The sequence below is a fragment of the Streptomyces sp. NPDC096040 genome, assembly GCF_040303265.1.
Taxonomy (GTDB): Bacteria; Actinomycetota; Actinomycetes; order Streptomycetales; family Streptomycetaceae; genus Streptomyces.
The window spans coordinates 47,102-68,761 of the sequence record NZ_JBEOTA010000032.1 but is presented as its reverse complement, the minus strand read 5'-3'; the positions used below and the strand labels follow the sequence as shown (position 1 = coordinate 68,761).

At 72.1% G+C, this 21,660-nt stretch carries 24 protein-coding genes; 13 read left to right on the top strand and 11 right to left on the bottom strand.

Translation table 11 applies throughout. From position 1 onward, the window contains the following. Positions 1-46: 46 nt before the first annotated feature. Genes pelF through ABTY98_RS34120 form a run of 7 tightly spaced genes read left to right on the top strand, consistent with a single transcriptional unit; the run spans position 47 to position 7,210 of the window. Entirely contained in the window at positions 47-1,564 is a 1,518-nt protein-coding gene (pelF, locus tag ABTY98_RS34150) for a GT4 family glycosyltransferase PelF (protein WP_352224968.1), read from the top strand. Next, positions 1,561-2,988, top strand: coding sequence for a hypothetical protein (locus tag ABTY98_RS34145; RefSeq protein ID WP_352224967.1), 1,428 nt, complete (start codon positions 1,561-1,563; stop codon positions 2,986-2,988). The genes pelF and ABTY98_RS34145 overlap by 4 nt, the downstream gene beginning before the upstream one ends. A 40-nt stretch (positions 2,989-3,028) precedes the next feature. After that, complete coding sequence (locus ABTY98_RS34140) at positions 3,029-4,030, top strand: GDP-mannose 4,6-dehydratase (protein ID WP_352224966.1); 1,002 nt, start codon at positions 3,029-3,031, stop codon at positions 4,028-4,030. Positions 4,031-4,073: 43 nt separating this feature from the next. After that, positions 4,074-4,787 carry a nucleotidyltransferase family protein gene (locus ABTY98_RS34135; protein ID WP_352224965.1) on the top strand — a complete coding sequence of 238 codons (714 nt, stop codon included), beginning with the start codon at positions 4,074-4,076 and terminating at the stop codon, positions 4,785-4,787. Between the two features lie 7 nt (positions 4,788-4,794). Next, positions 4,795-5,688: an NAD-dependent epimerase/dehydratase family protein gene (locus tag ABTY98_RS34130; RefSeq protein ID WP_352224964.1), complete on the top strand. Its 894-nt coding sequence runs from the start codon at positions 4,795-4,797 to the stop codon at positions 5,686-5,688. Continuing rightward, positions 5,685-6,347 carry a spherulation-specific family 4 protein gene (locus tag ABTY98_RS34125; RefSeq protein WP_352224963.1) on the top strand — a complete coding sequence of 221 codons (663 nt, stop codon included), beginning with the start codon at positions 5,685-5,687 and terminating at the stop codon, positions 6,345-6,347. Before ABTY98_RS34130 ends, ABTY98_RS34125 begins: the two co-directional genes overlap by 4 nt. Continuing rightward, positions 6,344-7,210, top strand: coding sequence for an endo alpha-1,4 polygalactosaminidase (locus ABTY98_RS34120; protein WP_352224962.1), 867 nt, complete (start codon positions 6,344-6,346; stop codon positions 7,208-7,210). Before ABTY98_RS34125 ends, ABTY98_RS34120 begins: the two co-directional genes overlap by 4 nt. Positions 7,211-7,228: 18 nt before the next feature. Here ABTY98_RS34120 and ABTY98_RS34115 read toward each other — a convergent pair whose 3' ends face one another. Then, the gene (locus tag ABTY98_RS34115) at positions 7,229-7,801 is read right to left on the bottom strand and encodes a dihydrofolate reductase family protein (RefSeq protein WP_352224961.1); all 573 of its coding nucleotides are present in this window, start codon (positions 7,799-7,801) and stop codon (positions 7,229-7,231) included. A gap of 352 nt (positions 7,802-8,153) precedes the next feature. Continuing rightward, complete coding sequence (locus ABTY98_RS34110) at positions 8,154-8,594, bottom strand: ATP-binding protein (protein ID WP_352224960.1); 441 nt, start codon at positions 8,592-8,594, stop codon at positions 8,154-8,156. Positions 8,595-8,830: 236 nt separating this feature from the next. Here ABTY98_RS34110 and ABTY98_RS34105 point away from each other — a divergent pair, with 236 nt between their 5' ends. Both ABTY98_RS34105 and ABTY98_RS34100 read left to right on the top strand, forming a co-directional pair. Further along, the gene (locus ABTY98_RS34105; protein ID WP_352224959.1) at positions 8,831-9,709 is read left to right on the top strand and encodes a Sco1979 family transcriptional regulator; all 879 of its coding nucleotides are present in this window, start codon (positions 8,831-8,833) and stop codon (positions 9,707-9,709) included. Further along, a complete protein-coding gene (locus ABTY98_RS34100) occupies positions 9,706-9,966 on the top strand; it encodes a DUF397 domain-containing protein (RefSeq protein ID WP_352224958.1) in 261 nt (86 codons plus the stop codon). Before ABTY98_RS34105 ends, ABTY98_RS34100 begins: the two co-directional genes overlap by 4 nt. A 175-nt stretch (positions 9,967-10,141) precedes the next feature. On the opposite strand, the gene ABTY98_RS34095 is transcribed toward ABTY98_RS34100, so the two are convergent. After that, positions 10,142-10,999: a chitosanase gene (locus ABTY98_RS34095; protein WP_352224957.1), complete on the bottom strand. Its 858-nt coding sequence runs from the start codon at positions 10,997-10,999 to the stop codon at positions 10,142-10,144. A gap of 210 nt (positions 11,000-11,209) precedes the next feature. Continuing rightward, the gene (locus ABTY98_RS34090) at positions 11,210-11,893 is read right to left on the bottom strand and encodes an HhH-GDP family DNA glycosylase (RefSeq protein ID WP_352224956.1); all 684 of its coding nucleotides are present in this window, start codon (positions 11,891-11,893) and stop codon (positions 11,210-11,212) included. Positions 11,894-12,117: 224 nt separating this feature from the next. On the opposite strand from ABTY98_RS34090, the gene ABTY98_RS34085 reads away from it, so the two are divergent. Beyond that, positions 12,118-12,420, top strand: coding sequence for a hypothetical protein (locus ABTY98_RS34085; protein ID WP_352224955.1), 303 nt, complete (start codon positions 12,118-12,120; stop codon positions 12,418-12,420). 2 nt (positions 12,421-12,422) lie between these two features. Here ABTY98_RS34085 and ABTY98_RS34080 read toward each other — a convergent pair whose 3' ends face one another. Then, positions 12,423-12,701, bottom strand: coding sequence for a DUF6343 family protein (locus ABTY98_RS34080; protein WP_352224988.1), 279 nt, complete (start codon positions 12,699-12,701; stop codon positions 12,423-12,425). 200 nt (positions 12,702-12,901) lie between these two features. Here ABTY98_RS34080 and ABTY98_RS34075 point away from each other — a divergent pair, with 200 nt between their 5' ends. After that, on the top strand, positions 12,902-13,249 hold the full coding sequence (locus ABTY98_RS34075; RefSeq protein WP_352224954.1) for a tetratricopeptide repeat protein: 348 nt from the start codon (positions 12,902-12,904) through the stop codon (positions 13,247-13,249). Between the two features lie 61 nt (positions 13,250-13,310). Here ABTY98_RS34075 and ABTY98_RS34070 read toward each other — a convergent pair whose 3' ends face one another. The 3 genes from ABTY98_RS34070 to ABTY98_RS34060 are packed head-to-tail and all read right to left on the bottom strand — an operon-like array spanning position 13,311 to position 16,156. Next, a complete protein-coding gene (locus ABTY98_RS34070) occupies positions 13,311-14,231 on the bottom strand; it encodes a M56 family metallopeptidase (protein ID WP_352224953.1) in 921 nt (306 codons plus the stop codon). A 6-nt stretch (positions 14,232-14,237) separates the two neighbouring features. Further along, complete coding sequence (locus ABTY98_RS34065; RefSeq protein WP_352224952.1) at positions 14,238-14,654, bottom strand: BlaI/MecI/CopY family transcriptional regulator; 417 nt, start codon at positions 14,652-14,654, stop codon at positions 14,238-14,240. A gap of 53 nt (positions 14,655-14,707) precedes the next feature. Then, a complete protein-coding gene (locus ABTY98_RS34060; protein WP_352224951.1) occupies positions 14,708-16,156 on the bottom strand; it encodes a PepSY-associated TM helix domain-containing protein in 1,449 nt (482 codons plus the stop codon). 125 nt (positions 16,157-16,281) lie between these two features. Between ABTY98_RS34060 and ABTY98_RS34055 the strand changes: the two genes are divergently transcribed. Further along, positions 16,282-16,926 carry a peptide deformylase gene (locus tag ABTY98_RS34055; protein ID WP_352224950.1) on the top strand — a complete coding sequence of 215 codons (645 nt, stop codon included), beginning with the start codon at positions 16,282-16,284 and terminating at the stop codon, positions 16,924-16,926. A gap of 73 nt (positions 16,927-16,999) precedes the next feature. Here ABTY98_RS34055 and ABTY98_RS34050 read toward each other — a convergent pair whose 3' ends face one another. Next, positions 17,000-18,427, bottom strand: coding sequence for a dihydrolipoyl dehydrogenase family protein (locus ABTY98_RS34050; RefSeq protein WP_352224949.1), 1,428 nt, complete (start codon positions 18,425-18,427; stop codon positions 17,000-17,002). A 134-nt stretch (positions 18,428-18,561) separates the two neighbouring features. On the opposite strand from ABTY98_RS34050, the gene trxA reads away from it, so the two are divergent. Next, a complete protein-coding gene (trxA, locus tag ABTY98_RS34045) occupies positions 18,562-18,942 on the top strand; it encodes a thioredoxin (RefSeq protein ID WP_352224948.1) in 381 nt (126 codons plus the stop codon). A 111-nt stretch (positions 18,943-19,053) separates the two neighbouring features. Here trxA and ABTY98_RS34040 read toward each other — a convergent pair whose 3' ends face one another. Beyond that, positions 19,054-20,490 (bottom strand): benzaldehyde dehydrogenase, encoded by a 1,437-nt coding sequence (locus tag ABTY98_RS34040; RefSeq protein WP_352224947.1) that lies wholly within the window; start codon positions 20,488-20,490, stop codon positions 19,054-19,056. 120 nt (positions 20,491-20,610) lie between these two features. Then, positions 20,611-21,657 (bottom strand): LacI family DNA-binding transcriptional regulator, encoded by a 1,047-nt coding sequence (locus tag ABTY98_RS34035; RefSeq protein WP_352224946.1) that lies wholly within the window; start codon positions 21,655-21,657, stop codon positions 20,611-20,613. Between the last annotated feature and the right edge of the window lie 3 nt (positions 21,658-21,660).

The following is a 21,660-nucleotide window of genomic DNA, read 5'->3' as shown; positions in this document are numbered from 1 at the left end:
CCGGGACAGGCACGACCACCCCACACCTCGGCCGTGGAGCACACCGATGCCCCTTCCCCATGGCGCGCCAAGCACCCGCACTACGCGCGTCACCCTGCTCACCGAAGGCACCTACCCGCACAGTCACGGCGGCGTCAGCGTCTGGTGCGACCAACTGGTGCAGGGCATGCCCGACATCGACTTCGACATAGTCGCCGTCACCGGCACCGGACGCGAACCCGTCGTCTGGGACCTGCCCGCGCATGTCTCGCACGTGCGGTCCGTGCCGATGTGGGGCGACCCTCCGCAGGGCCGCGCGCCCCGGGGCCGGGCCCGCCGCGAACTCGCCGAGGACTACGGCCGGTTCCTGGCCGCGCTGCTCGACCCCCGGGAGGAGGACGGCTTCCCGGCCGCCCTGTACGCCCTGGCCCAGGCCGCGGCGGAGGGCACGCTCAGCCCGTTCCTGCGCGCCGACACGGCGATCACCGTGCTGACCTCGCTGTGGAACCGGCCGGGGCTGGCCGTGCGCGAGGCCCGGCCCACCCTGCACGACGCGCTCACCGCGACCGCCCTCCTGGAGCACGCCCTGCGCCCGCTGACCGCCCCGCTGCCCGAGAGCGGGGTCGCGCACGCGGTGAGCGGTGGCGTCGCCGCGCTGCCGGGCCTGGCCGCCCTGGAACGGCACGGGGTCCCGCTGCTGCTCACCGAGCACGGCGTCTATCTGCGGGAGCGTTACCTCGGCTATCGGACCGCGCCCTACCGCTGGCCGGTGAAGGCGGTCGTGCTCGGTTTCTTCCGGCTGCTGGCCCGCGAGTCCTACCGCAAGGCGGCCCTGATCACCCCGGGCAACCGCTACAACCGGCTCTGGGAGGAGGAGGGCGGCGCCGACCCGGAGGCGATCCGTACCGTGTACAACGGCGTGGATCCGGCCGCGTTCCCGGCGGCCGGACCGGAGCCGGAGGTGCCCACCCTCAGCTGGGCGGGCCGGGTCGACCCCATCAAGGACCTGGAGACCCTGATCCGGGCCTTCGCCCTGGTCCGCGCCCGAGTCCCGCAGACACGGCTGCGTTGTTTCGGCGGGACGCCCAGGGGCGGCGAGGCCTACCGGGAGCGCTGCAAGGCCCTGGCCGCCGAGCTGGGCCATGGCGACGCCGTGACCTTCGAGGGCCGGGTCGACGACATCAAGGACGCGTACGCGGCCGGCAACGTGGTGATGCTCTCCAGCATCAGCGAGGGCTTCCCGTTCACGCTGATCGAGGCCATGTCCTGCGGGCGGGCCACCGTCTCCACGGACGTCGGCGGGGTCCGGGAGGCGGTCGGCGACACCGGGCTGGTCGTCGCGCCCCGCGATCCGAAGGCCATGGCGGCGGCGGCACTCGAGCTGCTGGGCGACCCGGCGCGGCGCCGGGCGATGGGCGAGGCGGCCCGGCTGCGGGTGATCGAGCAGTTCACGCTCCGGCAGACCATCGACACCTTCCGCGCCATCTACCTCGAACTGCCCGACCGCCAAGGGCAGTCGGCGGCCGAGCCGGCGGCCCCGGCCGGGCTGTCCGCCGCGTCCGTCACCGGGAGCGTGGCCCTGTGAGCGGACCGATCTCCCTCGAACCCGGCGGCTCCGAACAGGACACGCTGGCCCTGCGCCTGGCCGAGACCCGGCCACCGCGCCGCCGCCGGCCGCGCTGGGCCCTCGACGACACCACGCTGACCATACGGCTGCCCCGGCGCGGCCCGGACGAGGACGCGGTCAGCGAACTCGCCGCCGAACTCGCCGACCGGATAGGTCCCGCCGTCCACCCCTACGAAGTGGCCGCGCTGCTCGAGGCGGAGGGCCTGTCCGCCGCCCTGATCAACGAGCGGTACGGCCACCCGAACCTGTTCTCGCTCGCCTCGGCGCTCTACGAACGGGTGCCCAGGTCCTTCCCGGAACCAGTGCCCGCGGCCGACCCGTGGCGCCCGGACACCGTGCGCTGTCTGCTGCGGGGCGTGCTGTTCGCCCTGCCCGGACTGGCGTATCTGCTCACCGCTCCGCTGTGGAACGCGGCCGGGCACGCCCCCGCGCTGATCGTGGCCGGGCTGGTCTCCTGGGCGTGGGGACAGGCCCTCGGCCACCGTGCCCACCTGCGGATGGCGACCGGACGGCACGAGGCGGCCCGTACTCTCCTGTTGGGCGCCCCGGTCGGGGCGGTGCTGGCCACGGGGGCCGCCGCCCTGGTCTCCGGAGGCGGCCGGGTCGTCCTGGCCGCCGCGGCCCAGTCGTGCTACTTGGCTGCGGCGGGCGTGCTGCTTGTACTGGCCCGGGAACGGCTGCTGCTGGCCGCGCTCAGCCCGCTGATCGCGGGTGCGGCCGTGCTGCCCTGGTGGGAGCCGGGCCGTCCGCTGCGGGCCGGGCTGCCGCTGCTGGCCCTCGCCGCGACCCTCGCGGTCACCGGGTGGGTCCTGCGGAAGACCCTCTCGGTCCCGGCCGTCACCGCCGGCCACGGGCCCAAGGTGCTGTGGTCCCTGCCGTACGGTCTGTTCGGGCTGGCCGCCGGGGTGCTGGTGCTCCTGGAGGGACACGCAGAGCCGCACGCGCCGTACGCGGTGATCGTGCTCACCGTGAGCATGGGGCCCGCGGAGTGGTTGCTGTACCGCTACCGGGGGCTGTCGGTCGCTGCGCTGCGCGCCACCGCCACCCCCGCCGCGTTCCTGCTGCGTTCCGCCGGCATCCTCGCCCTCTGCCTGCTGCTCTACCTGCTGCCGCTGCTGCCCGCCGCTCTGCTCACGGGCGCCGCCCCGGCCGCCCTGCTGCTGCTCGCGGCCACCCTGTGGACCGCGCTGCTGCTCCAGGCGTTCGGCGCTGCCTGGCCGTCGGCCGCGCTCTGTCTCACCGCCGCCACCGTCGCCGGCGCGTTCACCGTGTTCCACCTCCCCGGGGCCGGTCTCGCCCTGCCGCTGTGCTGCGGCGCCGCCGCGCTCTGTCTCGCGGCCGGCGCGCTCGTGCTGCTCGGCCGCCCCGCCCCGCACGGATAGTCACTCCCCCCGCACTCAACCGACTGGAAGGACACCGCAGTTGACCTCCCAACCGCTCGCCGCCGTCACCGGGGCCGAGGGTTTCATCGGCTCGCACCTCACCGAGGCGCTGGTCGCCTCCGGGCACCGGGTGCGGGCCATGGCCCAGTACAACTCCTTCTCCTCCTACGGCTGGCTGGAGACCCTTTCCCAGGACGTCCTGGACCAGGTGGAGATCGTCCTCGGTGACGTCCGGGACCCGGGCTCGGTCCGCGGCCTCCTCGAAGGCGCCGGCACCGCCTACCACCTGGCCGCGCTGATCGCGATCCCGTACTCCTACCAGGCCCCGCACAGCTATGTGGACACCAACGTCACCGGCACGCTCAACGTCCTGGAGGCGGTCCGCGCGCTCGGCACGCCCCGGCTGGTGCACACCTCGACCAGTGAGACGTACGGCACCGCCCAGACCGTGCCGATCACCGAGGACCACCCGATCAACACCCAGTCCCCGTACGCCGCTTCGAAGGCCGGCGGGGACCGGCTCGCCGACAGCTACCACGCCAGTTTCGACACCCCGGTGGTGACGCTGCGGCCGTTCAACACCTACGGGCCGCGCCAGTCGATGCGCGCGGTGATCCCCACCGTGATCGGCCAGCTGGCGGCCGGGGAGCGCACCATCACCCTCGGCGATCTGCGTCCCACCCGGGACTTCATGTTCGTCAAGGACACCGCCCAGGCGTTCCTGACGGTCGGCACCGCGCCCGCCGAGCAGGTGGTGGGCCGTACCTTCAACGCCGGTACCGGCGGGGAGATCTCGATCGGCGATCTGGTCGCGCTGATCGGCAAGGTCATGGACACCGCCGTCGACGTGCGCGAGGACGAGGCCCGGATCCGGCCCGCCAACTCCGAGGTGATGCGGCTGGTCGCCGACGCGAGCCGGCTCACCGCGGCCACCGGCTGGCGGCCCGGCCACTCCCTGGAGGAGGGCCTCGGGCACACCGTGGAGTTCTTCCGCGACCCGGCCAACCTCGCCCGCTACAAGACCGGCATCTACAACATCTGACCTCGGCCGGCACGTCTGCGCACGTACACGAAGGAGGAGCTCCATGCACGCAGTGATCCTGGCCGGAGGCAAGGGCGTCCGGCTGCGGCCCTACACGACCGCGCTGCCCAAGCCGCTCGTCCCCATCGGCGACCAGCACGCGATCCTGGAGATCGTGCTGCGCCAGCTCGCCACCGCCGGCTTCACCAGCGTCACCCTGGCCATCGGCCACCTCGGCGAGATCATCCGTGCCTATGTCGGCGACGGCTCCCAGTGGGGTCTGGCCGTCGACTACGCCACCGAGGAGAGCCCGCTGGGCACCATGGGCCCGCTGCTCAACCTGCGCCACCGGCTGCCCGAGACGTTCCTGGTGATGAACGGCGACATCCTCACCGACCTCGACTACGCCGACGTCCTGGACCGGCACAGAGACAACGGTGCCCCGCTCACCATCGCCACCTACGCCCGCGAGGTGCGCATCGACTTCGGGGTGCTGACCACCGACGACAGCAAGGTCGTCGCGTTCACCGAGAAGCCGAGCATGGACTACCGCGTCTCCATGGGCGTGTACGGGCTGTCCCGGTCGACGCTGGACGGCTACACGCCCGGACTCCCGCTCGGCTTCGACGAGTTGGTCCTTGACCTGCTGAAGGCCGAGACTCCTCCGCACGCCTACGACTTCGACGGGTACTGGCTGGACATCGGACGTCCGGACGACTACGACCGGGCCAACGCCGAGTTCACCACCCGCAAGTCGCTTCTGCTCAAGGGAGCCTGACCTCGTCATGCGCATTCTCGTCCTGGGCCACACCGGCTATCTGGGCGCCCATGTCGCCGCGGGACTGCGGGCCGTGCCCGGCGCGCAGGTCCTCGGCGGCGGTCGCTCGGCCGGCGCGGACCACCGCGTCGATCTCGCCTCCGTCCGCCCGGCGCAGCTGGCGAAGACCCTGGCGGCCGTCGTGCCCGACACCGTGGTCAACTGTGCGGGTGCGACCGGCGGGGACGCGGTGGGGCTCGCCGAGGTCAACGCCCGCGGCCCGGCGGTGCTGTGCGCCGCACTGCGCGACGCGGCCCCGACGGCCCGTCTGGTGCACCTGGGCTCGGCCGCCGAGTACGGCCCCGGCGCCCCGGACGCCCCGGTCACCGAGTCGGCGCCGACCAGTCCGGCCGGCCCGTACGGCGCGACCAAGCTGGCGGGCACGGCGGCGGTGACCGCGTCCGGCCTGGACGCGGTGGTGCTGCGGGTGGGCAACCCGGTGGGGCCCGGGGCGCCGGCCGCCTCGCTGCCGGGCAGGATCACCGCGCTGCTGCGCGAGGCGGGTCCCGACCCGGAGGCGGCGCTGCGCCTCGGCGACCTGTCGGCGTACCGCGACTTCGTGGACGTAAGGGACGTGGCCCGCGCGGTGGTCCTCGCGGCCACCGCTTCCGCACCGCTGCCGCCCGTCCTCAATGTCGGCGGCGGCCGGGCCGTCCCGGTGCGTGAGCTGGTGCACGAGCTGGCCGCCCGGGCCGGCTTCCGCGGCCGTATCGAGGAGAGCGTGGGCGGCTCGGTGCGTTCGGCGCGGGTGTCGTGGCAGTGTTCGGACATCTCCGCCGCGGACCGGGCCCTGGGCTGGCGTCCGGCGCACACCCTGGCGGACGCGCTGGCCGCCCTGTGGGAGAGCGACGGTATGCGGTGAGCCTGCTGATTCCGCTGTATGTGCACCCGGCCGAGGACCCGGCCGCCTGGCACCGCCTGATCACCGCCGCGGAGGGCACCTACGGCGTGGTCCTCAACCCGGCGAACGGCCCTGGCGACCGCCCCGACCCGGCGTACACCGCCGCGGCCGACGCACTGCGCTCGGCCGGGGCGCTCCTCCTGGGCTACGTCGACACCGACTACGGGGTACGCGCGCAGGCCGAGGTCACCGAGGACGTACGCCGGCACGAGGAGTGGTACGCGGCCGACGGCTGCTTTCTCGACCGGGTGACGGCGACTCCGCAGGCGCTGCCCGCCTGCCGCCGACTGGTGCGTGCCGTACGGAAGTCGGGCGCCGGGACGGTCGTGCTCAACCCGGGCGTCCACCCGGCGCCGGGCTATGTCCGCCTCGCCGACCTCACCGTCACCTTCGAGGGCCACTGGTCGACGTACGTCTCGGCGTTCAGCAGACCGGCGTGGGCCACCCGGCAGCCGCCCGAGCGGCTGTGCCACCTGGTCTACGGTGTGCCCGAGGCCCTCGTCCCGCTCGCCGTACGCACCGCGCACGAGCGGGGCGCGGCGGTGTGCGGCCCGGTGACGGGTGAACCGCCCAATCCCTGGGCCCAGTTGACACCCGCATTGACAGGAGCGCAGTCATGAGGGCACGGGCCGCGCTGACCGCGGCCGTCATGGCGGCGCTTCTGGCGGGCTGCTCCGCCACGCCGTCCAAGTCCCCCACCACCACACCGTCCGAGTCCGCCACCGCTCGCCCGGCCTCTCCCACCGCCACGCCGACGGACTCCTCCGAGGCACACCCCGCCAGGGCCCTGTGGAAACCCGAGCCCGGACTGGCCTGGCAGTGGCAGCTCGACGGAGAGGTGAAGCCGACGGTGGACGTGCCCGTCTACGACATCGACGGCTTCGAGAACTCCAAGGCGGACGTGGCCCGGCTGCACGCCGCCGGCCGGAAGGTCATCTGTTACGTCAACGTCGGCGCGTGGGAGAACTTCCGGCCCGACAAGGACGACTTCCCCCGCTCGGTGCTCGGCGGCACCAACGGCTGGGCGGGCGAACGCTGGTTGGACATCCGCAAGCTGTCCGTACTGCGGCCCATCATGGAGCGGCGCTTCGACATGTGCCGCGACAAGGGCTTCGACGCGGTGGAGCCCGACCTGGTGGAGGGCTATGGCAACGACACCGGGTTCCGCCTCACCGGCGCCGACCAGCTCCGCTACAACCGCATGATCGCGGACCTCGCGCATGCACGCGGGATGTCGGTGGGCCTGAAGAACGACCTTCCGCAGATCCCGCAACTGCTCGCCGACTTCGACTTCGCGGTCAACGAGGAGTGCGCGCAGTACGACGAGTGCGCGCGTCTCGCCCCGTTCGTCGAGGCGGGCAAGGCCGTGTTCCATGTGGAGTACGACGAACCTCCCAGTGCCTTCTGCGCCGAGTCGAGGCGGCTGGGCCTGTCGTCGATGCAGAAGAAGCTGGAGCTCGGGGTGTGGCGCAAGCCCTGCTGACGGCGGCGCGGGGTCCGGTCAGCGGACGACGTCGAAGACGGCCTTCTGCACGCCGTTGGAGTAGGCCTCCTGCTCGACCAGCTTCAGCTGCTGCGTGTCCTTGTCCGTCGTGCTGAACAGGCGCTTGCCGGCGCCGAGCAGCAGCGGGTAGACGAGCAGGTGGTAGCGGTCGATCAGGCCCGCGTCGGACAGCGCGTGGTTCAGCGCGGCGCTGCCGTGCACGATGATCGGGCCGCCCTCGGTCTCCTTGAGGGCGGCGACCTCGTCGAGCGCGCGCAGGATCGTGGTGTCGCCCCAGTTCGAGACCAGGGCGTCCGCGGTGAGCGTGGTGGAGACGACGTACTTCGGCAGTGTCTTGTAGTGGGAGAACTCCGGCATGTCCGGCCACACCGGGCTGAACGCCTCGTAGCTGGTGCGGCCCATCAGGATCGCGGTCGACTCCTTCTGTTCGCGCTCCTTGATCTCGAACGCCTCGGGGACGAACTCGACGCCCTTGAAGGTCCACCCGGAGTTCCGGTAGCCGGGTTCGCCACCGGGGGCCTCGACGACGCCGTCGAGGGAGATGAAGGCGGTGCTGATCAGAGTACGCATCTCGGTTTCCTTGCTGTCTGGATGTCCGGTGTCCGGTGTCCGGTTCCAGCATCGGACCGACAAATTATTTTGTCAAGGAAAGCCGAGTTGTCGGTCGAGGGCCGCAACAGACACCGGTCCCGCAGGCCGATGACCTGCGGGACCGGTGTCGAAAGCGCTGTGTGGAAGTGCTGGAGCAGTCGGCGGGTGCGAAAGTGCCCCGGTGAACACGGTCACCCTCCCCCCAGGAGGCCAGCGTGTTCACCGGGGCCGGCGCCGTCTCTGCCGGTTCTTCACAGAGACGGATCGGGCGAGTCCCCCCTCGCCCGTCCGGCACCCCACCATCCCCCTGGGTGGGTGCCCGGCGCCTGCGTCAGGGCGTCAGTGTGGCCCACACCGCGTGTCCGCTGGTGAGCCGGGACCGGTCGACGCCCCAGGAGTCGGCAAGCCCCTCGACGAGCAGCAGTCCCCGGCCGCCCTCGTCGTCGGGGCCGGGCTCACGCACGAGCAGACCCCGCCGCGAGTAGTCGTGGTCGTGCACCTCCAGCCGCAGACAGCCGTCGGTGATCACGCCCACGCCGCACAGGATGCGGACGCTGAACGTGTGGCGAATGGCGTTGGTGACCAGCTCGGACACGAGTAGCACCGCGTCCTCGCACAGCTCGCCGGGCATCCCCCACCCGTTCAGGTGCTCTCTCATGGAGCGGCGGGCGACTCTGACGCTGGAGCGGTGCGCGGGCAGCTCCATCCAGTGCGCCTGCTCGGGGTCGACGACGTCTAACAGATCGAGCGGGGAGGTCGCGTGGGGGGACACGGTGGTTGCCTTCCGTGAGGCGGGTGCGGCGGGGAGCAGGCAGAGCTGAGCAACGTCCGCACGGGAGACGTACGTTGCCCGTGAGCGTGACCGCGATTTACTCAAGTAACTATGCGCGCAGCCGGGTTCAACCTGCAACCGACTCCCTGATAATTTCAGCATGCCGGTGTCGACGTGGTCGCTTCATCAAGTGACTGTCAGGCTTGCGCCGGTGATGTTCCCTCAGGAGGTAGGGCGTGAGCGAAGGACGGTCGAACGCGGGCAGCAGCGCCAGTGCGCCCACCGTGCTGCGCATGATCCTGGGCCGCAGACTCCAGGAGCGGCGCCAGGAGGCGGGCGTGTCACTGGAGGAAGCGGCGCGGGCGCTGCGGGTCGCTCCCCTGACCATCCGCCGTCTGGAGAAGGCGGAGGTGGCGCTGAGGCCTCTCTATGTGGAGAAACTCCTTGAGACCTATGGCGCCGACTGGCAGGAGACGGACGAGTTCGTCGCCTTCGCCGAGCGGGCCAACGCGCCCGGCTGGTGGCACACCTACCGTGATGTGCTGCCCACCTGGTTCAGCACCTACGTGAGCCTGGAGACCGGCGCCAAGGCCCTGCGTAACTACGAGCCGCACTACGCCACGGGGCTGCTGCAGACCCCCGAGTACGCCCGCGCGGCGCTCGGCGGCGGCTTCCCCAACGACCGCGACCAGGACCTGGAGCGGCGCGTGAACCTCCGGCTGCGCCGTCAGGCCCTGCTGGAGAGAGCCGACGCGCCCACCCTGTGGGTGGTCATGGAGGAGGCCGTCCTGCACCGTGCGGTCGGCGGCCCCCAGGTGATGCGGACGCAGATGGAACGGCTCCTGAAGGTCTCGGAGCTGGAGCACGTCAGCGTCGACGTCGTGCCGTTCGCCGCCGGCGCCCATGTGGGCGCGTGTGCCCCGTTCACCTACTTCCGTTTCGAGGAGCCCGAGCTTCCCGACGTCGTCTACAGCGAGATCCCCTCCGACGCGACGTACCTGGACCAGCGGTCCGACGTCGTGGCCCATCTGGAGGCGCACAACCGCATGTCCCTGCTCACCTCCGACGCACAGAGCAGGGCACTGCTGAACCACATGCGCAAGGAGTACTCATGACCATCATCGACGGCAGCGCCCACGACGTCTACAACGGCATGCCCGCCACGGACCTCGGCGAGCAGGGCTGGGAGTCGCCCTGGAGCGGCCCCAACGGAGGTCAGTGCGTGCAGACGAAACAACTCGCCGACGGACGGGTGGCGCTACGGCAGTCGACCGATCCGGCCGGTCCCGCCCTGATCTACACCCCGGAGGAGATCACGGCGTTCGTCGCCGGGGTCAAACGGGGCCTCGCCGACCATCTGACCACTGACTGAACTCCCCCACGCACCCCCCGGCAAGGACCACTTCGACATCGACTCCTGGGAGAAGGTCGCCGGGATCCACCACGACGGCGGCACTTCGGTGCGGTTCCGCACGCGCGACGAGGTGGGCTGCCGTACCGCACGGTGACACGGCGGTACGACAGCCCGAGGCAGCCCCGGGGGCGGGTCAGCCGATGTGGTAACTGTCCCCGTACACCTTCCAGTCCAGCGGGGTGTTCAGGCACAGGTTGCCCTTGCGCAGGAAGACCCGCTGCTCGGTGTCAACCCTGGTGGTGTCGCTGTGGGCCTCCTCCTGCTTCATGGCCCATACGCGCGCGTCGAGGAAGGCGTTGAGGTAGGTCACCTCGTCGCCGCCCTGCGCCGGCGGCTTCGCCTTGCCGAGGGCGCGCTTGCGTATGTTGCGGAAGCTGGTGGAGTCGTCGCCGTCGCCGTGCATGACGATGGCGTCGTAGTAGGCGAACTGCCCCAGCGTGCCCAGCCGGTCCGTCTTGCCCTGCTGTACGGCCGGGTTGAAGTACACCCGGTCGCGCTCGTCGTTCTGCGCCTGCTGGAACGCGGTGTCCTGGGCCGCCTTGCGCCAGTCGGAGGGGAAGTTCGGGTCGAGGCCGGAGTGCGAGTCGGTTCCGTTGACCCGGCGCAGTGCCGGGAGGTACTTGGCGAGCACGTTGCCGGGCTTGCGGTCGGTGTACAGCTGTACGAGGTCGAGCATGTCGCCGGTGCCGGAGCAGAATCCGATGATTCCGGCGGTGTAGCCGCGGCCGTCGCCGATGTCCTCGATGTACTTGTACTGCGCCTTCCAGTCGAGCGAGGAGTTCTCCGCGCTCGACACCAGCTTCATGGCGATCTCCTTCTTCGCCGGGTCGTCGAGACCCACACAGCTCGCGGCCGCCGAGGCGGCGGAGGCGGCCGAGGCGTGCGCGGGACGCAGCAGCACGGCGCCGGCCGCGGACGCGCCGAGCAGGGCGAGCAAGGTGCGACGGGAGGTCAGGACGGTGTTCGTCGTGGGGTTGTTCGGATGCCTCACGTGGGCTCCAGAAGGTGGGGGGTGGACCGGGATGTTCTGATAGGAAGGTTTCCTATCAGAGCTCGTCGGTGATGTGTACCCGTCACGCAGAAAGTTCGTAGAGTCGAACAAGACAGGTACGGACCACGGGGACGGCGGCCGGTTCAGGCAACCGGCCGTGCGCATCCCGGCCAAGCCACGACCAACGCAGTCGTGACTGCCCGGCTTCGCCTAGTTGGTCTTCGACGCCAGGGACAGCACCTCGTCGGCCAGCGGCTTGTCGAGGGCCGCGTGGACCAGGCCGTCGGCCAGGCGGGGCATCTCGCGGCCGGGGACGAGACCGCTGAGCTTTTCGGGCGAGGCGGGCAGTCCGAGCCGCCGGGCGCCGTCCAACGCCTTGCGGTCGAAGTACGGTGCGAACTCCGGCCACACTCCCTGGACGTCACGCAGGAAGATGTCGGCTCCCGTGGGCCCGATCCCGGGTATGTCCGTCAAGGCCTTCCGCGGGTCGCTCTCCCCGCGCAGCCTGCGCAGATCGCCGTCGTACCGTTCGAGGAGCAGTTCGGCTCCCTTGCCGAGCATGGTGGAGGTGCGCTCGTCGTAGCGGCGGTAGCCGCCCTTGCCGAGGGCGTCGACGCGTTGCTGCCAGGATGCGTCCGCCATCGACCGCGCGTCGCGCAGCCCGGCGTCGAACAGGGCCCTGGCCGCGGCCACCGCGATGTCGGCCCTGATACGGGCGCTGAGGAGGTTCGCGAGCACGAGCGTCTGGTACAGCGGTGCGGGGGTGTTGCGCAGGCGGATGCCGGCCTGCGCCGGATAGGTGCGCCGCTGCCGGTCGAGCAGCGCGTGCACGACCGCCTCGTCCGTCGTGCCGGTCGTCTTCCTGTCGGAGTTCCTGTGGGTCTTCGTCGTCATGGTCCATTCACCGACTCACCGTTGTCACCGGTATGCGAAGGCACCGAGGTGTGCGCTGGGGCCGACTACCCGGTCCGGTCCGGGTGATGCGACCGTCCCCCCGGCCGCGCCCCCGCTCCGGGGGAGCGATGCCGAGACCGCACGCCGTGTCGGGTTGGGCGCCGTGTAATCCGCCGTGTCGCAGGTACTCGATCCGCAGGACCGTTTCCTGAGGACCTGAGGAGATGACTGGGATGCTGTTCCTCGGACTGCTCCTTCTCGCGGCGACCGTCGCCTTCACCGCCCTGGCGATCGCCGGCAACCTGTCCGGCGGACCTGGTTACACCGTGTCCGTGCTCGATCACCACATCGCCACCCTCAGCCCGCTCGCGATCTTCTGCTCTGGTCTCGCGCTGGCGCTGATCTTCTGTCTGGGTCTGGCCGTCATGGCCGTCAGTACCGCCCACCACCGCCGTGACGGACGTATGGGCAGGGCCCCTGACACCACCACGACCGGCCGCTTCACAGGGCCTGCGACCGGGGCCTGAACTCACCGGGAAGGGCGCCGCTCCCGACGCAGCCGACGCATCACGACCAGCAGGTCCAGGGCCGCCGCCAGGGCGAGGACCCCGCAGACGACGGCGAGGGCGACCAGGACTGCGCGGCCGGGACTGTCCACTGCCCGGGAGTGTGCGGCCCAGACGCCGAACAGCACGCATGAAGCGGCGAACAGCGGCAGGAAGATGCCGCTCAGCAGCAGGCGCAGGCGTACCGCGCTCCGGGCGGTGACCGGTTCGGTACCGGTCCGCGGGACGCGGCCGCCGATCATTCCTGAGCGCGCCCGCGACAGCGGCTGCCGGGTTCGCCCGAGAGGCTCGTGACGCACGGCGTTTCCCCTTTCTCGGTGGCCCGGCACATCTCTGTGCACCGGCCGGGTAGCCCGTACCGGCGCCGCCAAACCACCCACCAGACCGGGTAGTGGAATATTCAACTATGCTGCCCGGTTGACGGGCTCGAAGGAGGTCACGAGTGGACACCACGTACTACGACCAGGGAACTCTCGCCGAACGCTGGGACCGCGCCCAGCTGTTCTTCGACGCCAAGGACTACGCGGGCGCCGCGCGGGTGCTCGCCCGGCTGGTCGAGGAGGTGCCGGAGCAGACCGGACCCCGGCTGCTGCTGGCGCGCGCCTACTACCACTCGGCCCAACTGCGCTGTGCCGAGGCCGAGTTGCGGGAGATCGTCGAACGCGACCCGGTGGAGCACTACGCCCGGCTGATGCTGGGCCGCACGCTCCAGCGGCAGGCCCGGCACGAGGAGGCGGAACCGCATCTGCGCCTCGCCTCGGCACTGGCGGGCGACTTCCCGCAGGACTGAGCGTCAGTCAGGTGAAAGGGGTCCCTGGATTCCAGGGACCCCTTTGACTGTCGTACGGCTGTCACAGCGGAGTGGCCGCGTGCAGGATCAGGAACAGGGTGACCGCAGAGTTCGCCGAGGACATCGCCGACACGAGGGTGCCCGCGGCCGCGCCCCAGACGGCGAGGCCGGCCGCGGTGAACGCCGACGGCCAGCCGCGGGCCGAGGGGGCGGGACCGAGCAGCGCGGCGACCCGGCGCGGCACCGGTCCGGTGGCGGCCAGCGCGGCCAGGGTCGGGGCCGGGGTGCCCCTGGACAGCAGCGCCGCCCTGCCGATGGCAAGGGCGACCGTGCGCCGGTCCCCCACCGAGCGAGCCGCCTCCTCGTCCGCGCAGCGCTCGGCGGTGTAGGCGACCGCGGTACGAAGCGGCCACAGGAAGGGGTTGGCGCGTGCCGCCAGGTGCACGGCGAGCAGGTACCGGTGGTGCCGGGCGGCGACATGGGCGCGTTCGTGGGCGAACAGGGCCCGGCGCTCACCGGGGGCGAGGCCGTCGAGGAGCGCGGTGGTGACGACGATCCGATCGGGCAGCGCATAGGCGTAGGGGGTCCGGTCGGGCAGGACGGACACCTTCCGGCCGGGCAGTCCGGTCAGCGCCCGCCGGGCGAGCCGGGTGACCCGGCGGTGCCGATGGAGGGTGCGCCCGCACAGCACGGCGACCGAGCCGAGCGCGGGGATGGCGGCACGGCCCGCGAACCCGTCCTGCGGCACGGCGGCCCGCACCTCCGGGTCGGACCACGCGTCCGGGAGGGGGTTGGCGGGGAGCTGGGCGGTGCCGACCACCATCAGCAGGGCCAGGCAGAGCGTGCTGCACACGGCCATCACCACGGCCACCGCGGTGAGCAGCCGGATGGTGGTGCGCGGATGCAGCCGTCCCTCGGCCAGCCGTGCGACGGGCCAGGCGGTCAGCGGCAGGACCAGCGGCAGGAAGACGAAGACCCCCATGGGCGGTCAGTCTTCCGTACCGCCATGGTCGGTGTGCGCGGTGTTCCAACTGTTCACCCGTCCCGGCCCGGCGGTCTCCAGGAGCGCCCGCAGCACCTGCTCGTCGCCGGGCGGCAGCGCGGTGACGAAGCTCGCCAGGACGGCCTCGCGGTCCCGTTCGCCGTCGAGGAGCCGGCGCATCCGCAGGGCGGCGAGCCGGGCCACGTCGGCGGTCGGCGTCCACAGGAAGGCGCGGCCCCGCCGTTCACGGGCGACGACGTCCTTGGCGAGCAGCCGGGTCAGGATGGTCACCACGGTGGTGTAGGCGAGGTCGCCGCCGAGCCGCTCCTGCACCCAGGCGGCGGTGACGGGACCGCCGGCCTCGCGCAGCGCGCCGAGCACCTGACCCTCCAGCTCCCCCTGCCCGCGCCGGGCCCGCGCCATAGTCCCCGTCTCCCTCCGGCGTGGTGACACGCTCGTCGGCGTGTCTCACCACGCTACTTCACGCCGCCCCTGCTGCCGTAGGTCCGCCGCCCACGGCGGTGCGCGATCTCGCCGAGCGCGATGTCCACGGCGATGAAAGCGGCGAGCGGGATCCCGAGCAGGGGCACGAAGTAGCCGACCACCGCGATCACCGCCATCGCCGGGACCAGGAGGTACGGCGGGACCTCCGCCCAGGCTCCGCGCGGGATGGGCCGCCCGAAGGCGGCGCCGCGGCCGCGCTGCCACCACATGCGGTAGCCCCACAGGATCAGCAGGATCAGGGAGAGCGCGAGCAGTGCCAGGGCGAGCTGGTTGACGATGCCGAAGAGGATCCCGGTGTGCAGGTCGATGCCCCAGCGGGTGAGTTTGGCGAGAACCGGGTAGTCGGCGAACCGCAGTACGTCGGTCACCTCGCCCGAGGACGGGTCGACGGCGACCGAGTCCTGTTTCTCGGGCCAGCTGCGCTGGATCTGCCGGACGACGTAGGCGCTGTTCGCGTCGGCGGGCGGGACGATCTCGACGGGGTTGCCGAGGCCCTCGGCGCGGGCGGCCGCGAGCACCTTGTCCAGGCCCACCCCGTGCTGGGCGTCGCCGCCGGTCATGGACGCCATGTCGTGCCCGGCGTGTTCGCCGCCGCTCGCGGCCGCCGAGACGGACGGCGTGGCCTGGCCGAGCGAGGTGCGCAGCTCGTCGATGTTGGCACCGGCATAGGTCGACCAGGTCAGGCCGGTCGCCGACAGGAAGACGAAACCGGCGGCGGCCCAGACGCCGACGCCGCCGTGCAGGCCGAGGGTGCGCCGCCGCCCGCTGGTGCCGCGCACCTTGCGCAGCGCCCGCCGCCGGGAGAACCACAGCACCAGTCCGCCGCCCGCGATCACCCACAGCCAGCTTGCCGCGAACTCGCTGTAGAGCCGCCCGGTGTCGCCGAGGTGCAGATCGCGGTGGAGTTCGTCGATCCAGGTGCGCAGCGGCAGCGCGCCGGTCGAACCGTACTGTTCGAGCGCGCCGCGCACCTTCCCGGTGTACGGGTCGACGAAGACGGCGAGTGTGTGGTCCGCACCGACGCCCTTCACCCCGGACAGCAGGACCCTGGTGGTCGCGTCCGCCTCCGGGGCGGGCCGTATCGCGGAGACGGTCCCCTCGGGGTGGGCCTTGCGGGCCGCGGCGACCTGCTCGGAGATGGGCAGTTCGGTCTTGCCCACCGGGACGGTCAGCTCATGCGCGTACACCAGCTTCTCGACCTGGAAGGAACAGGCGTACAGCAGGCCGGTGGTGGCGGCGACGAGCAGGAAGGGGGCGACCAGAACGCCGGCGTAGAAGTGCAGACGCAGGACGAGGGGGCGCAGCGGGGCCCAGCGGCTCGGGGACGCGGCCGGGAGGGAGGTTTGCGGGGGCTCGTCCGATGGGGGTCCCCCCGATCGAGCGGAGCCGAGATTGGGGGAGGTCGAGGGGGCTGTGGACATCGGCGGGGTTCTCCGGGGACTCGTGCGGGGGATGATGCCGGTCCAGTAGTCGGGGGGTGAGGGGGCCGAGTTCCCGGCGAGTAAAGTGACCCGCGTCACATCCCCTCCCGTGGCATGCTGGCCCGATGGCATCTCCCAGTGATCGCGCACCTCTTGCCGAGCGGGTCGAGGAACTCCTCGCCGGCGGGGGCCCGTTGCCCATCGTCGCGGCGGGCGACCCGGTCCTGCGGCGCGGAACCGAGCCGTACGACGGCCAGTTGGGCCGCGAGCTGCTGGCCCGGTTCGTCGGGGCGCTGCGCGACACCATGCACGCGGCACCGGGCGTGGGCCTGGCCGCACCCCAGGTCGGCATCCCGCTGCGGCTCGCGGTGATCGAGGATCCGGCGCCGGTACCCGAAGAGGTCGCCGTCGCCCGCGGCCGGGTCCCGCAGCCCTTCCGGGTGCTGGTCAACCCGGTCTACGAGCCCGTCGGCAGCGCCCGCGCCGCCTTCTTCGAGGGCTGCCTGAGCGTGCCGGGCTATCAGGCGGTGGTGGCCCGGCCCGCCGAGGTACGACTGCGCGGCCAGGACGAGCACGGCCGCGCGGTCGACGAGGTGTTCACGGGGTGGCCGGCCCGGATCGTCCAGCACGAGACCGACCACCTCGACGGCACGCTCTACCTGGACCGAGCCGAACTCCGCTCACTGTCGTCGACCGAGACGATGGCGGAGCGCTGGGCCGAGCCGAGCCCGACGACGGCGGCGGCGGAGCTGGGCTTCAGGCTGCCCTGACCAGGACCGCCTCCCGGTCGGGAGCGCCCCCGAAGGGGCGCTGGGCCGTATCGCTACGCGGCCCCTTCGGCCCTCACCCCCGGTACGCCTCCAGCAACCGCAGCCACACCTCGCTCAACGTCGGATACGACGGCACCGCATGCCACAGCCGGCTGATCGGCACCTGCCCGGCCACGGCGACCGTCGCCGAGTGAATCAGCTCGCCCACACCGGGGCCGACGAAGGTGACCCCGCGCAGGATCTCCGCCTCCAGGTCGACGACCATGCGGGCGCGGCCCTTGTACCCCTCGGCGTACAGGCCCGCCCCGGCGACCGAGGAGAACTCGACGTCGACGGCCCGCACCCGGTACCCCGCCTGCTCCGCCTCGGCGAGGGAGAGCCCGACCGCCGCCGCCTCCGGGTCGGTGAAGACGACCTGCGGTACGGCGTGGTGGTCGGCGGTGGCCGCGTGGGCGCCCCAGGGGCCGTCCAGGAGGGGCGTGTCGGAGGCGCGGGCGGCGATGGTGTCGCCCGCGATCCGGGCCTGGTACTTGCCCTGGTGGGTGAGGAGCGCCCGGTGGTTGACGTCGCCGACGGCGTAGAGCCAGTCGGTGCCCTCGACCAGGAGGGTGTCGTCGACGGTGAGCCAGGAGCCCGGTTCCAGGCCGACGGTGTCCAGGCCGATGTCGTCGGTGTGCGGGACGCGTCCGGTGGCGAAGAGGATCTCGTCGGCCTCGATGCGGTCGCCGGCGTCGGTCACGGCCACGACCGTGCCGTTCTCGCGAGTCACCGACTCGACGGAGGTGCCGGTGCGGACGTCGACACCTGCCTCCTTGAGCGCCTCGGCGACGAGTTCACCGGCGAACGGCTCCATGCGGTTGAGCAGGCCCTTGCCGCGGACCAGAAGGGTGACCCGGGAGCCGAGGGCCTGCCAGGCGGTGGCCATCTCGGTGGCGACGACACCGCCGCCGACGACGATCAGCCGGCCGGGCGCCTCCTGGGCGCTGGTGGCCTCGCGGCTGGTCCAGGGCTTGACCTCGGCGAGGCCGGGCAGATGGGGCAGCTGGGCGCGGGTGCCGGTGGCGACGGCGACCGCGTGCCGGGCGGTGAGGGTGGTGAGGGTGCCGTCGGGGCCGGTCACGGTGACCGTGCGGGGTCCGGCGAGGCGGCCGTGGCCGCGGTACAGGTCGGCACTGATGCCGTCGAGCCAGGCGACCTGGCCGTCGTCCTTCCAGTGCGAGGTGAACTCGTTGCGGCGGGCGAGGACCGCGGGGGTGTCGAGGGGGCCCTGGACCGCCTGGCTGAGACCGGGCAGGCGGCGGGCGTCCGCCTGGGCGATGACCGGGCGCAGCAGGGCCTTGCTGGGCATGCACGCCCAGTACGAGCACTCGCCGCCGACGAGTTCGCTCTCCACGACCGCGGTGGAGAGGCCGGCCGCACGGGTGCGGTCGGCGACGTTCTCCCCCACGGGCCCGGCCCCGAGCACCACTACGTCGTAAGCGATGGATTCCGTTTCCGTCATGGGGTCAGTCTTACGGGTGGTGTGCGCCGGGGCCACACGGGTACCTGGCCGGAATACCCACCCGGCCTGACGTGTTGTGCGGACGGTCCGTCCCGGAGCGGGGCGCCCCCCACATCAGGAAGAGGGAAACACGCATGAGCAGCACCGTGGAACTCACCAAGGAGAACTTCGACCAGACGGTCACCGAGAACGAGTTCGTTCTCATCGACTTCTGGGCGGCCTGGTGCGGCCCGTGCCGTATGTTCGCCCCGGTCTACGAGAAGGCCGCGCAGGCCAACCCGGACCTGGTCTTCGCCAAGGTCGACACCGAGGCGCAGCCGGAACTGGCCGCGGCGTTCGACATCCAGTCGATCCCGACGCTGATGATCGTCCGCGACCAGGTCGCCGTCTTCGCCCAGCCGGGCGCCCTCCCGGAGGCCGCCCTGACGGACGTCATCGGCCAGGCGCGCAAGCTGGACATGGACGAGGTGCGCAAGAGCATCGCCGCGCAGCAGGGCGGCGCGCAGGGCGAGTGACGGCCTACCGCCCGGGTGAGAAGCTACCGCCTGAGTAACACCCCATAGCCGCAGTTAGGGACCCTAACTGCGGCTATATCTTTTAGCTGGGTCTGCTGGCTGTAGCTCGATTCAGAAGGGGTACGGTGCCACGTCCCCGCGCACGGTCGTCCACCGCACGTCCGTGAACGCGTCCAGGTTGGACTCGCCGCCGAACCGCGCCCCGGTGCCGGAGGCGGCGACTCCGCCGAAGGGGGCCACGGCCTCGTCGTTCACGGTCTGGTCGTTGATGTGGACGATGCCGGTCGGGATGCGTTCGGCGAGGTCCAGGCCGCGTGCCGCGTCCCGGGTGACGATGCCGAGGGAGAGGCCGTAGGAGCTGTCTGCCGCGAGGGCGGCGGCCTCGGCGGTGTCGGCGAAGGCGCGGACGGGCGCGACCGGCCCGAAGACCTCCTCGGTGTAGGCGGGGGTGCGGTCGTCGACGCCGGTGATGACGGTGGGCCGGTAGAAGAGCTTCTCGTGGGTGCCGCCGGCGGCGAGTTTCGCGCCGTGGGCGGTGCTCGACTCCACCAGGGCGTGGATCTTGGCGAGTTGGCCGGCGTCGATGATCGGGCCGAGGTGGACCTGCTCGCGGTGCGGGTCGCCGACGGCGAGGGAGTCGGCCTTGGCGGCGAGGCGTTCGACGTACTCCTCGACCAGGGAGGCGTGGACCAGGTGCCGTCCGGTCGTCATGCAGATCTGGCCCTGGTGGAAGAAGGATCCCCAGGCGGCGGTGGAGATCACCGCGTCGAGGTCGGCGTCCTCGAGGACGATCAGGGCGGAGTTTCCGCCGAGTTCGAGGTGGGCGCGCTTGAGATGGCGGCCCGCGGCCTCACCGACCGCGCGGCCGGCCGCCGTCGATCCGGTGAAGGAGATGACCGGCACCTGCGGGTCCTCGGCCAGTGCCGCGCCGACGTCGGCCCCGCCGGGCAGCACCTGCAACAGCCCTTCGGGCAGTCCGGCCGCGGCGAACATCGCGGCGAGGGAGAGCCCGCCGCAGACGGCGGTGCGCGGGTCCGGCTTCAGGACCACCCCGTTGCCCAGGGCGAGGGCGGGGGCGACCGACCGGATGGACAGGATCAGCGGCGCGTTGAACGGCGCGATCACCCCGGTCACGCCGACCGGGACCCGGCGGGTGTACGACAGCCGGGGCGCCTCGCTGGGCAGGACCTGGCCCGCCGGGCGGGAGGCGAGGGCGGCCGCCTCGTAGCACTCCTGGGCGGCGACGTGCAGTTCGAAGTCCGCCTTGCCGGGTATGGAGCCGGACTCGCGGACGATCCACTCGCGCAGTTCGTCGGCGTGCTCCGTGAACAAGTCGCCCGCGCGACGCAGGACTTGGGCCCGCACGAAGTGCGGTGCGCGGGCCCAGTCGCGCTGCGCGGCACGGGCGGCCGTGGCGGCCGGGGAGACGTCCGCGGGAGCAGCCAGGGTGACCGTGCCGAGCGTGTCGCCGGTGGCGGGCTCGGTGACGGCGTACTGCGGGCCGGACAGGGCGCTCGCCTGCCAGGTCTTCGGGTCGAGCAGCGGCATGTCGGCTCTCCGATCGATCACCGGGTTGCGCGGCCCACGTCGTCCGTGAGCCGTTTTGTTGAGCGCGCAACATCCTAGTCAGGGCGTCGGGAAAAGCACCGCCCCGACCAGGGTGACCGATCAGCTGGACTCGCGCCGCACCACCGAGGCGCCGAGCACCGTATGTGTCTCCGGTGCGCCGCCCGGGTCGCGCACCAGGCGGTCGACCAGTTCGGCGAGGTCACGGCCGGACGGCAGGTCGATATGGATCGTGGAGAGCCGGGGCCGCAGCAGCCGGCCGAGCATCAGGTCGTCGGCGCCGACCACGGCGGTGTCCTCGGGGACGCGCACGCCCGCGTCCTGGAGGGCGCGCATCAACAGCATCGCGTACTCGTCGTTGTACGCGAACACCGAGTCGACCTCCAATTCCCGCCAGCGCGCGGCGAGTCGGGCGGCCGACTCCTCCGTGTAGCCGAGCGGCAGCCCGGTCACCGTGGCGTCGGTGTCGCACAGGGCCTGGCGAACGCCTTCGAGGCGAGGCCGGGAGTAGGTCTCCAGGCCGGTCTCCTCGGGGACGACCACGCCGATGCGGCGCCGGCCGCGGGCGTACAGGTGGGTACCGGCGCAGCGGCCGACGGCGTCATGGTCCATCAGCAGGGCGTGCGCGCCGTCGACCCGCTCGGGGCCGAGGGTGACCACGGCGCGGGCGCCGGCCCGCTTGAGGACGGCGACGCCCTCGACGCCGAGGCCGGCACCCGGAACCAGCACGGCGACCGGCCTCAACTCGGCCCAGGCCCGGGCGGCTTCGTCGCCGCGCAGGCCCGCGGTGCCGTACTGGACCACCGTGTAGTCGAGGCGGCTGAGGGCCCACTGGAGGTCGTTGATGAACTGGCCGTACAGCGGGCCCATCGGGATGGCCGGGGCGGGCATCAGGACCATACGGCTGTGGCCGGCGCGCAGGCTGCGGGCGGCCGCGTGGGGCACGTATCCGAGTTCCTTGGCGGCCTCGTGGACCCGGCGGCGGGTGGGCTCGCTGATCCGTACGGCACTGGTGTTGTTGAGGACGTAGGAGACGGTCGCGCGAGAGACGCCGGCCAGACGGGCCACATCGGCGCTCGTGGGGACCGAGCGCGGAGTCGGCGACGCTGCCGAGGGCGTATTCGGTATCTGCACCATGACGTACGGCATCTT

What these genes read in the sequence shown, in the direction of transcription:
- ABTY98_RS34070 (WP_352224953.1), bottom strand. Translation starts at nt 14,231, where the DNA reads ATGGGGGTCTTCGTCTTCCTGCCGCTGGTCCTGCCGCTGACCGCCTGG.
- pelF (WP_352224968.1), top strand. Translation starts at nt 47, where the DNA reads ATGCCCCTTCCCCATGGCGCGCCAAGCACCCGCACTACGCGCGTCACC.
- ABTY98_RS34085 (WP_352224955.1), top strand. Translation starts at nt 12,118, where the DNA reads ATGACTGGGATGCTGTTCCTCGGACTGCTCCTTCTCGCGGCGACCGTC.
- ABTY98_RS34060 (WP_352224951.1), bottom strand. Translation starts at nt 16,156, where the DNA reads ATGTCCACAGCCCCCTCGACCTCCCCCAATCTCGGCTCCGCTCGATCG.
- ABTY98_RS34050 (WP_352224949.1), bottom strand. Translation starts at nt 18,427, where the DNA reads ATGACGGAAACGGAATCCATCGCTTACGACGTAGTGGTGCTCGGGGCC.
- ABTY98_RS34130 (WP_352224964.1), top strand. Translation starts at nt 4,795, where the DNA reads ATGCGCATTCTCGTCCTGGGCCACACCGGCTATCTGGGCGCCCATGTC.
- ABTY98_RS34055 (WP_352224950.1), top strand. Translation starts at nt 16,282, where the DNA reads ATGGCATCTCCCAGTGATCGCGCACCTCTTGCCGAGCGGGTCGAGGAA.
- ABTY98_RS34120 (WP_352224962.1), top strand. Translation starts at nt 6,344, where the DNA reads ATGAGGGCACGGGCCGCGCTGACCGCGGCCGTCATGGCGGCGCTTCTG.
- ABTY98_RS34090 (WP_352224956.1), bottom strand. Translation starts at nt 11,893, where the DNA reads ATGACGACGAAGACCCACAGGAACTCCGACAGGAAGACGACCGGCACG.
- ABTY98_RS34040 (WP_352224947.1), bottom strand. Translation starts at nt 20,490, where the DNA reads ATGCCGCTGCTCGACCCGAAGACCTGGCAGGCGAGCGCCCTGTCCGGC.
- ABTY98_RS34115 (WP_352224961.1), bottom strand. Translation starts at nt 7,801, where the DNA reads ATGCGTACTCTGATCAGCACCGCCTTCATCTCCCTCGACGGCGTCGTC.
- ABTY98_RS34035 (WP_352224946.1), bottom strand. Translation starts at nt 21,657, where the DNA reads ATGCCGTACGTCATGGTGCAGATACCGAATACGCCCTCGGCAGCGTCG.
- ABTY98_RS34100 (WP_352224958.1), top strand. Translation starts at nt 9,706, where the DNA reads ATGACCATCATCGACGGCAGCGCCCACGACGTCTACAACGGCATGCCC.
- ABTY98_RS34135 (WP_352224965.1), top strand. Translation starts at nt 4,074, where the DNA reads ATGCACGCAGTGATCCTGGCCGGAGGCAAGGGCGTCCGGCTGCGGCCC.
- ABTY98_RS34065 (WP_352224952.1), bottom strand. Translation starts at nt 14,654, where the DNA reads ATGGCGCGGGCCCGGCGCGGGCAGGGGGAGCTGGAGGGTCAGGTGCTC.
- ABTY98_RS34080 (WP_352224988.1), bottom strand. Translation starts at nt 12,701, where the DNA reads ATGATCGGCGGCCGCGTCCCGCGGACCGGTACCGAACCGGTCACCGCC.
- trxA (WP_352224948.1), top strand. Translation starts at nt 18,562, where the DNA reads ATGAGCAGCACCGTGGAACTCACCAAGGAGAACTTCGACCAGACGGTC.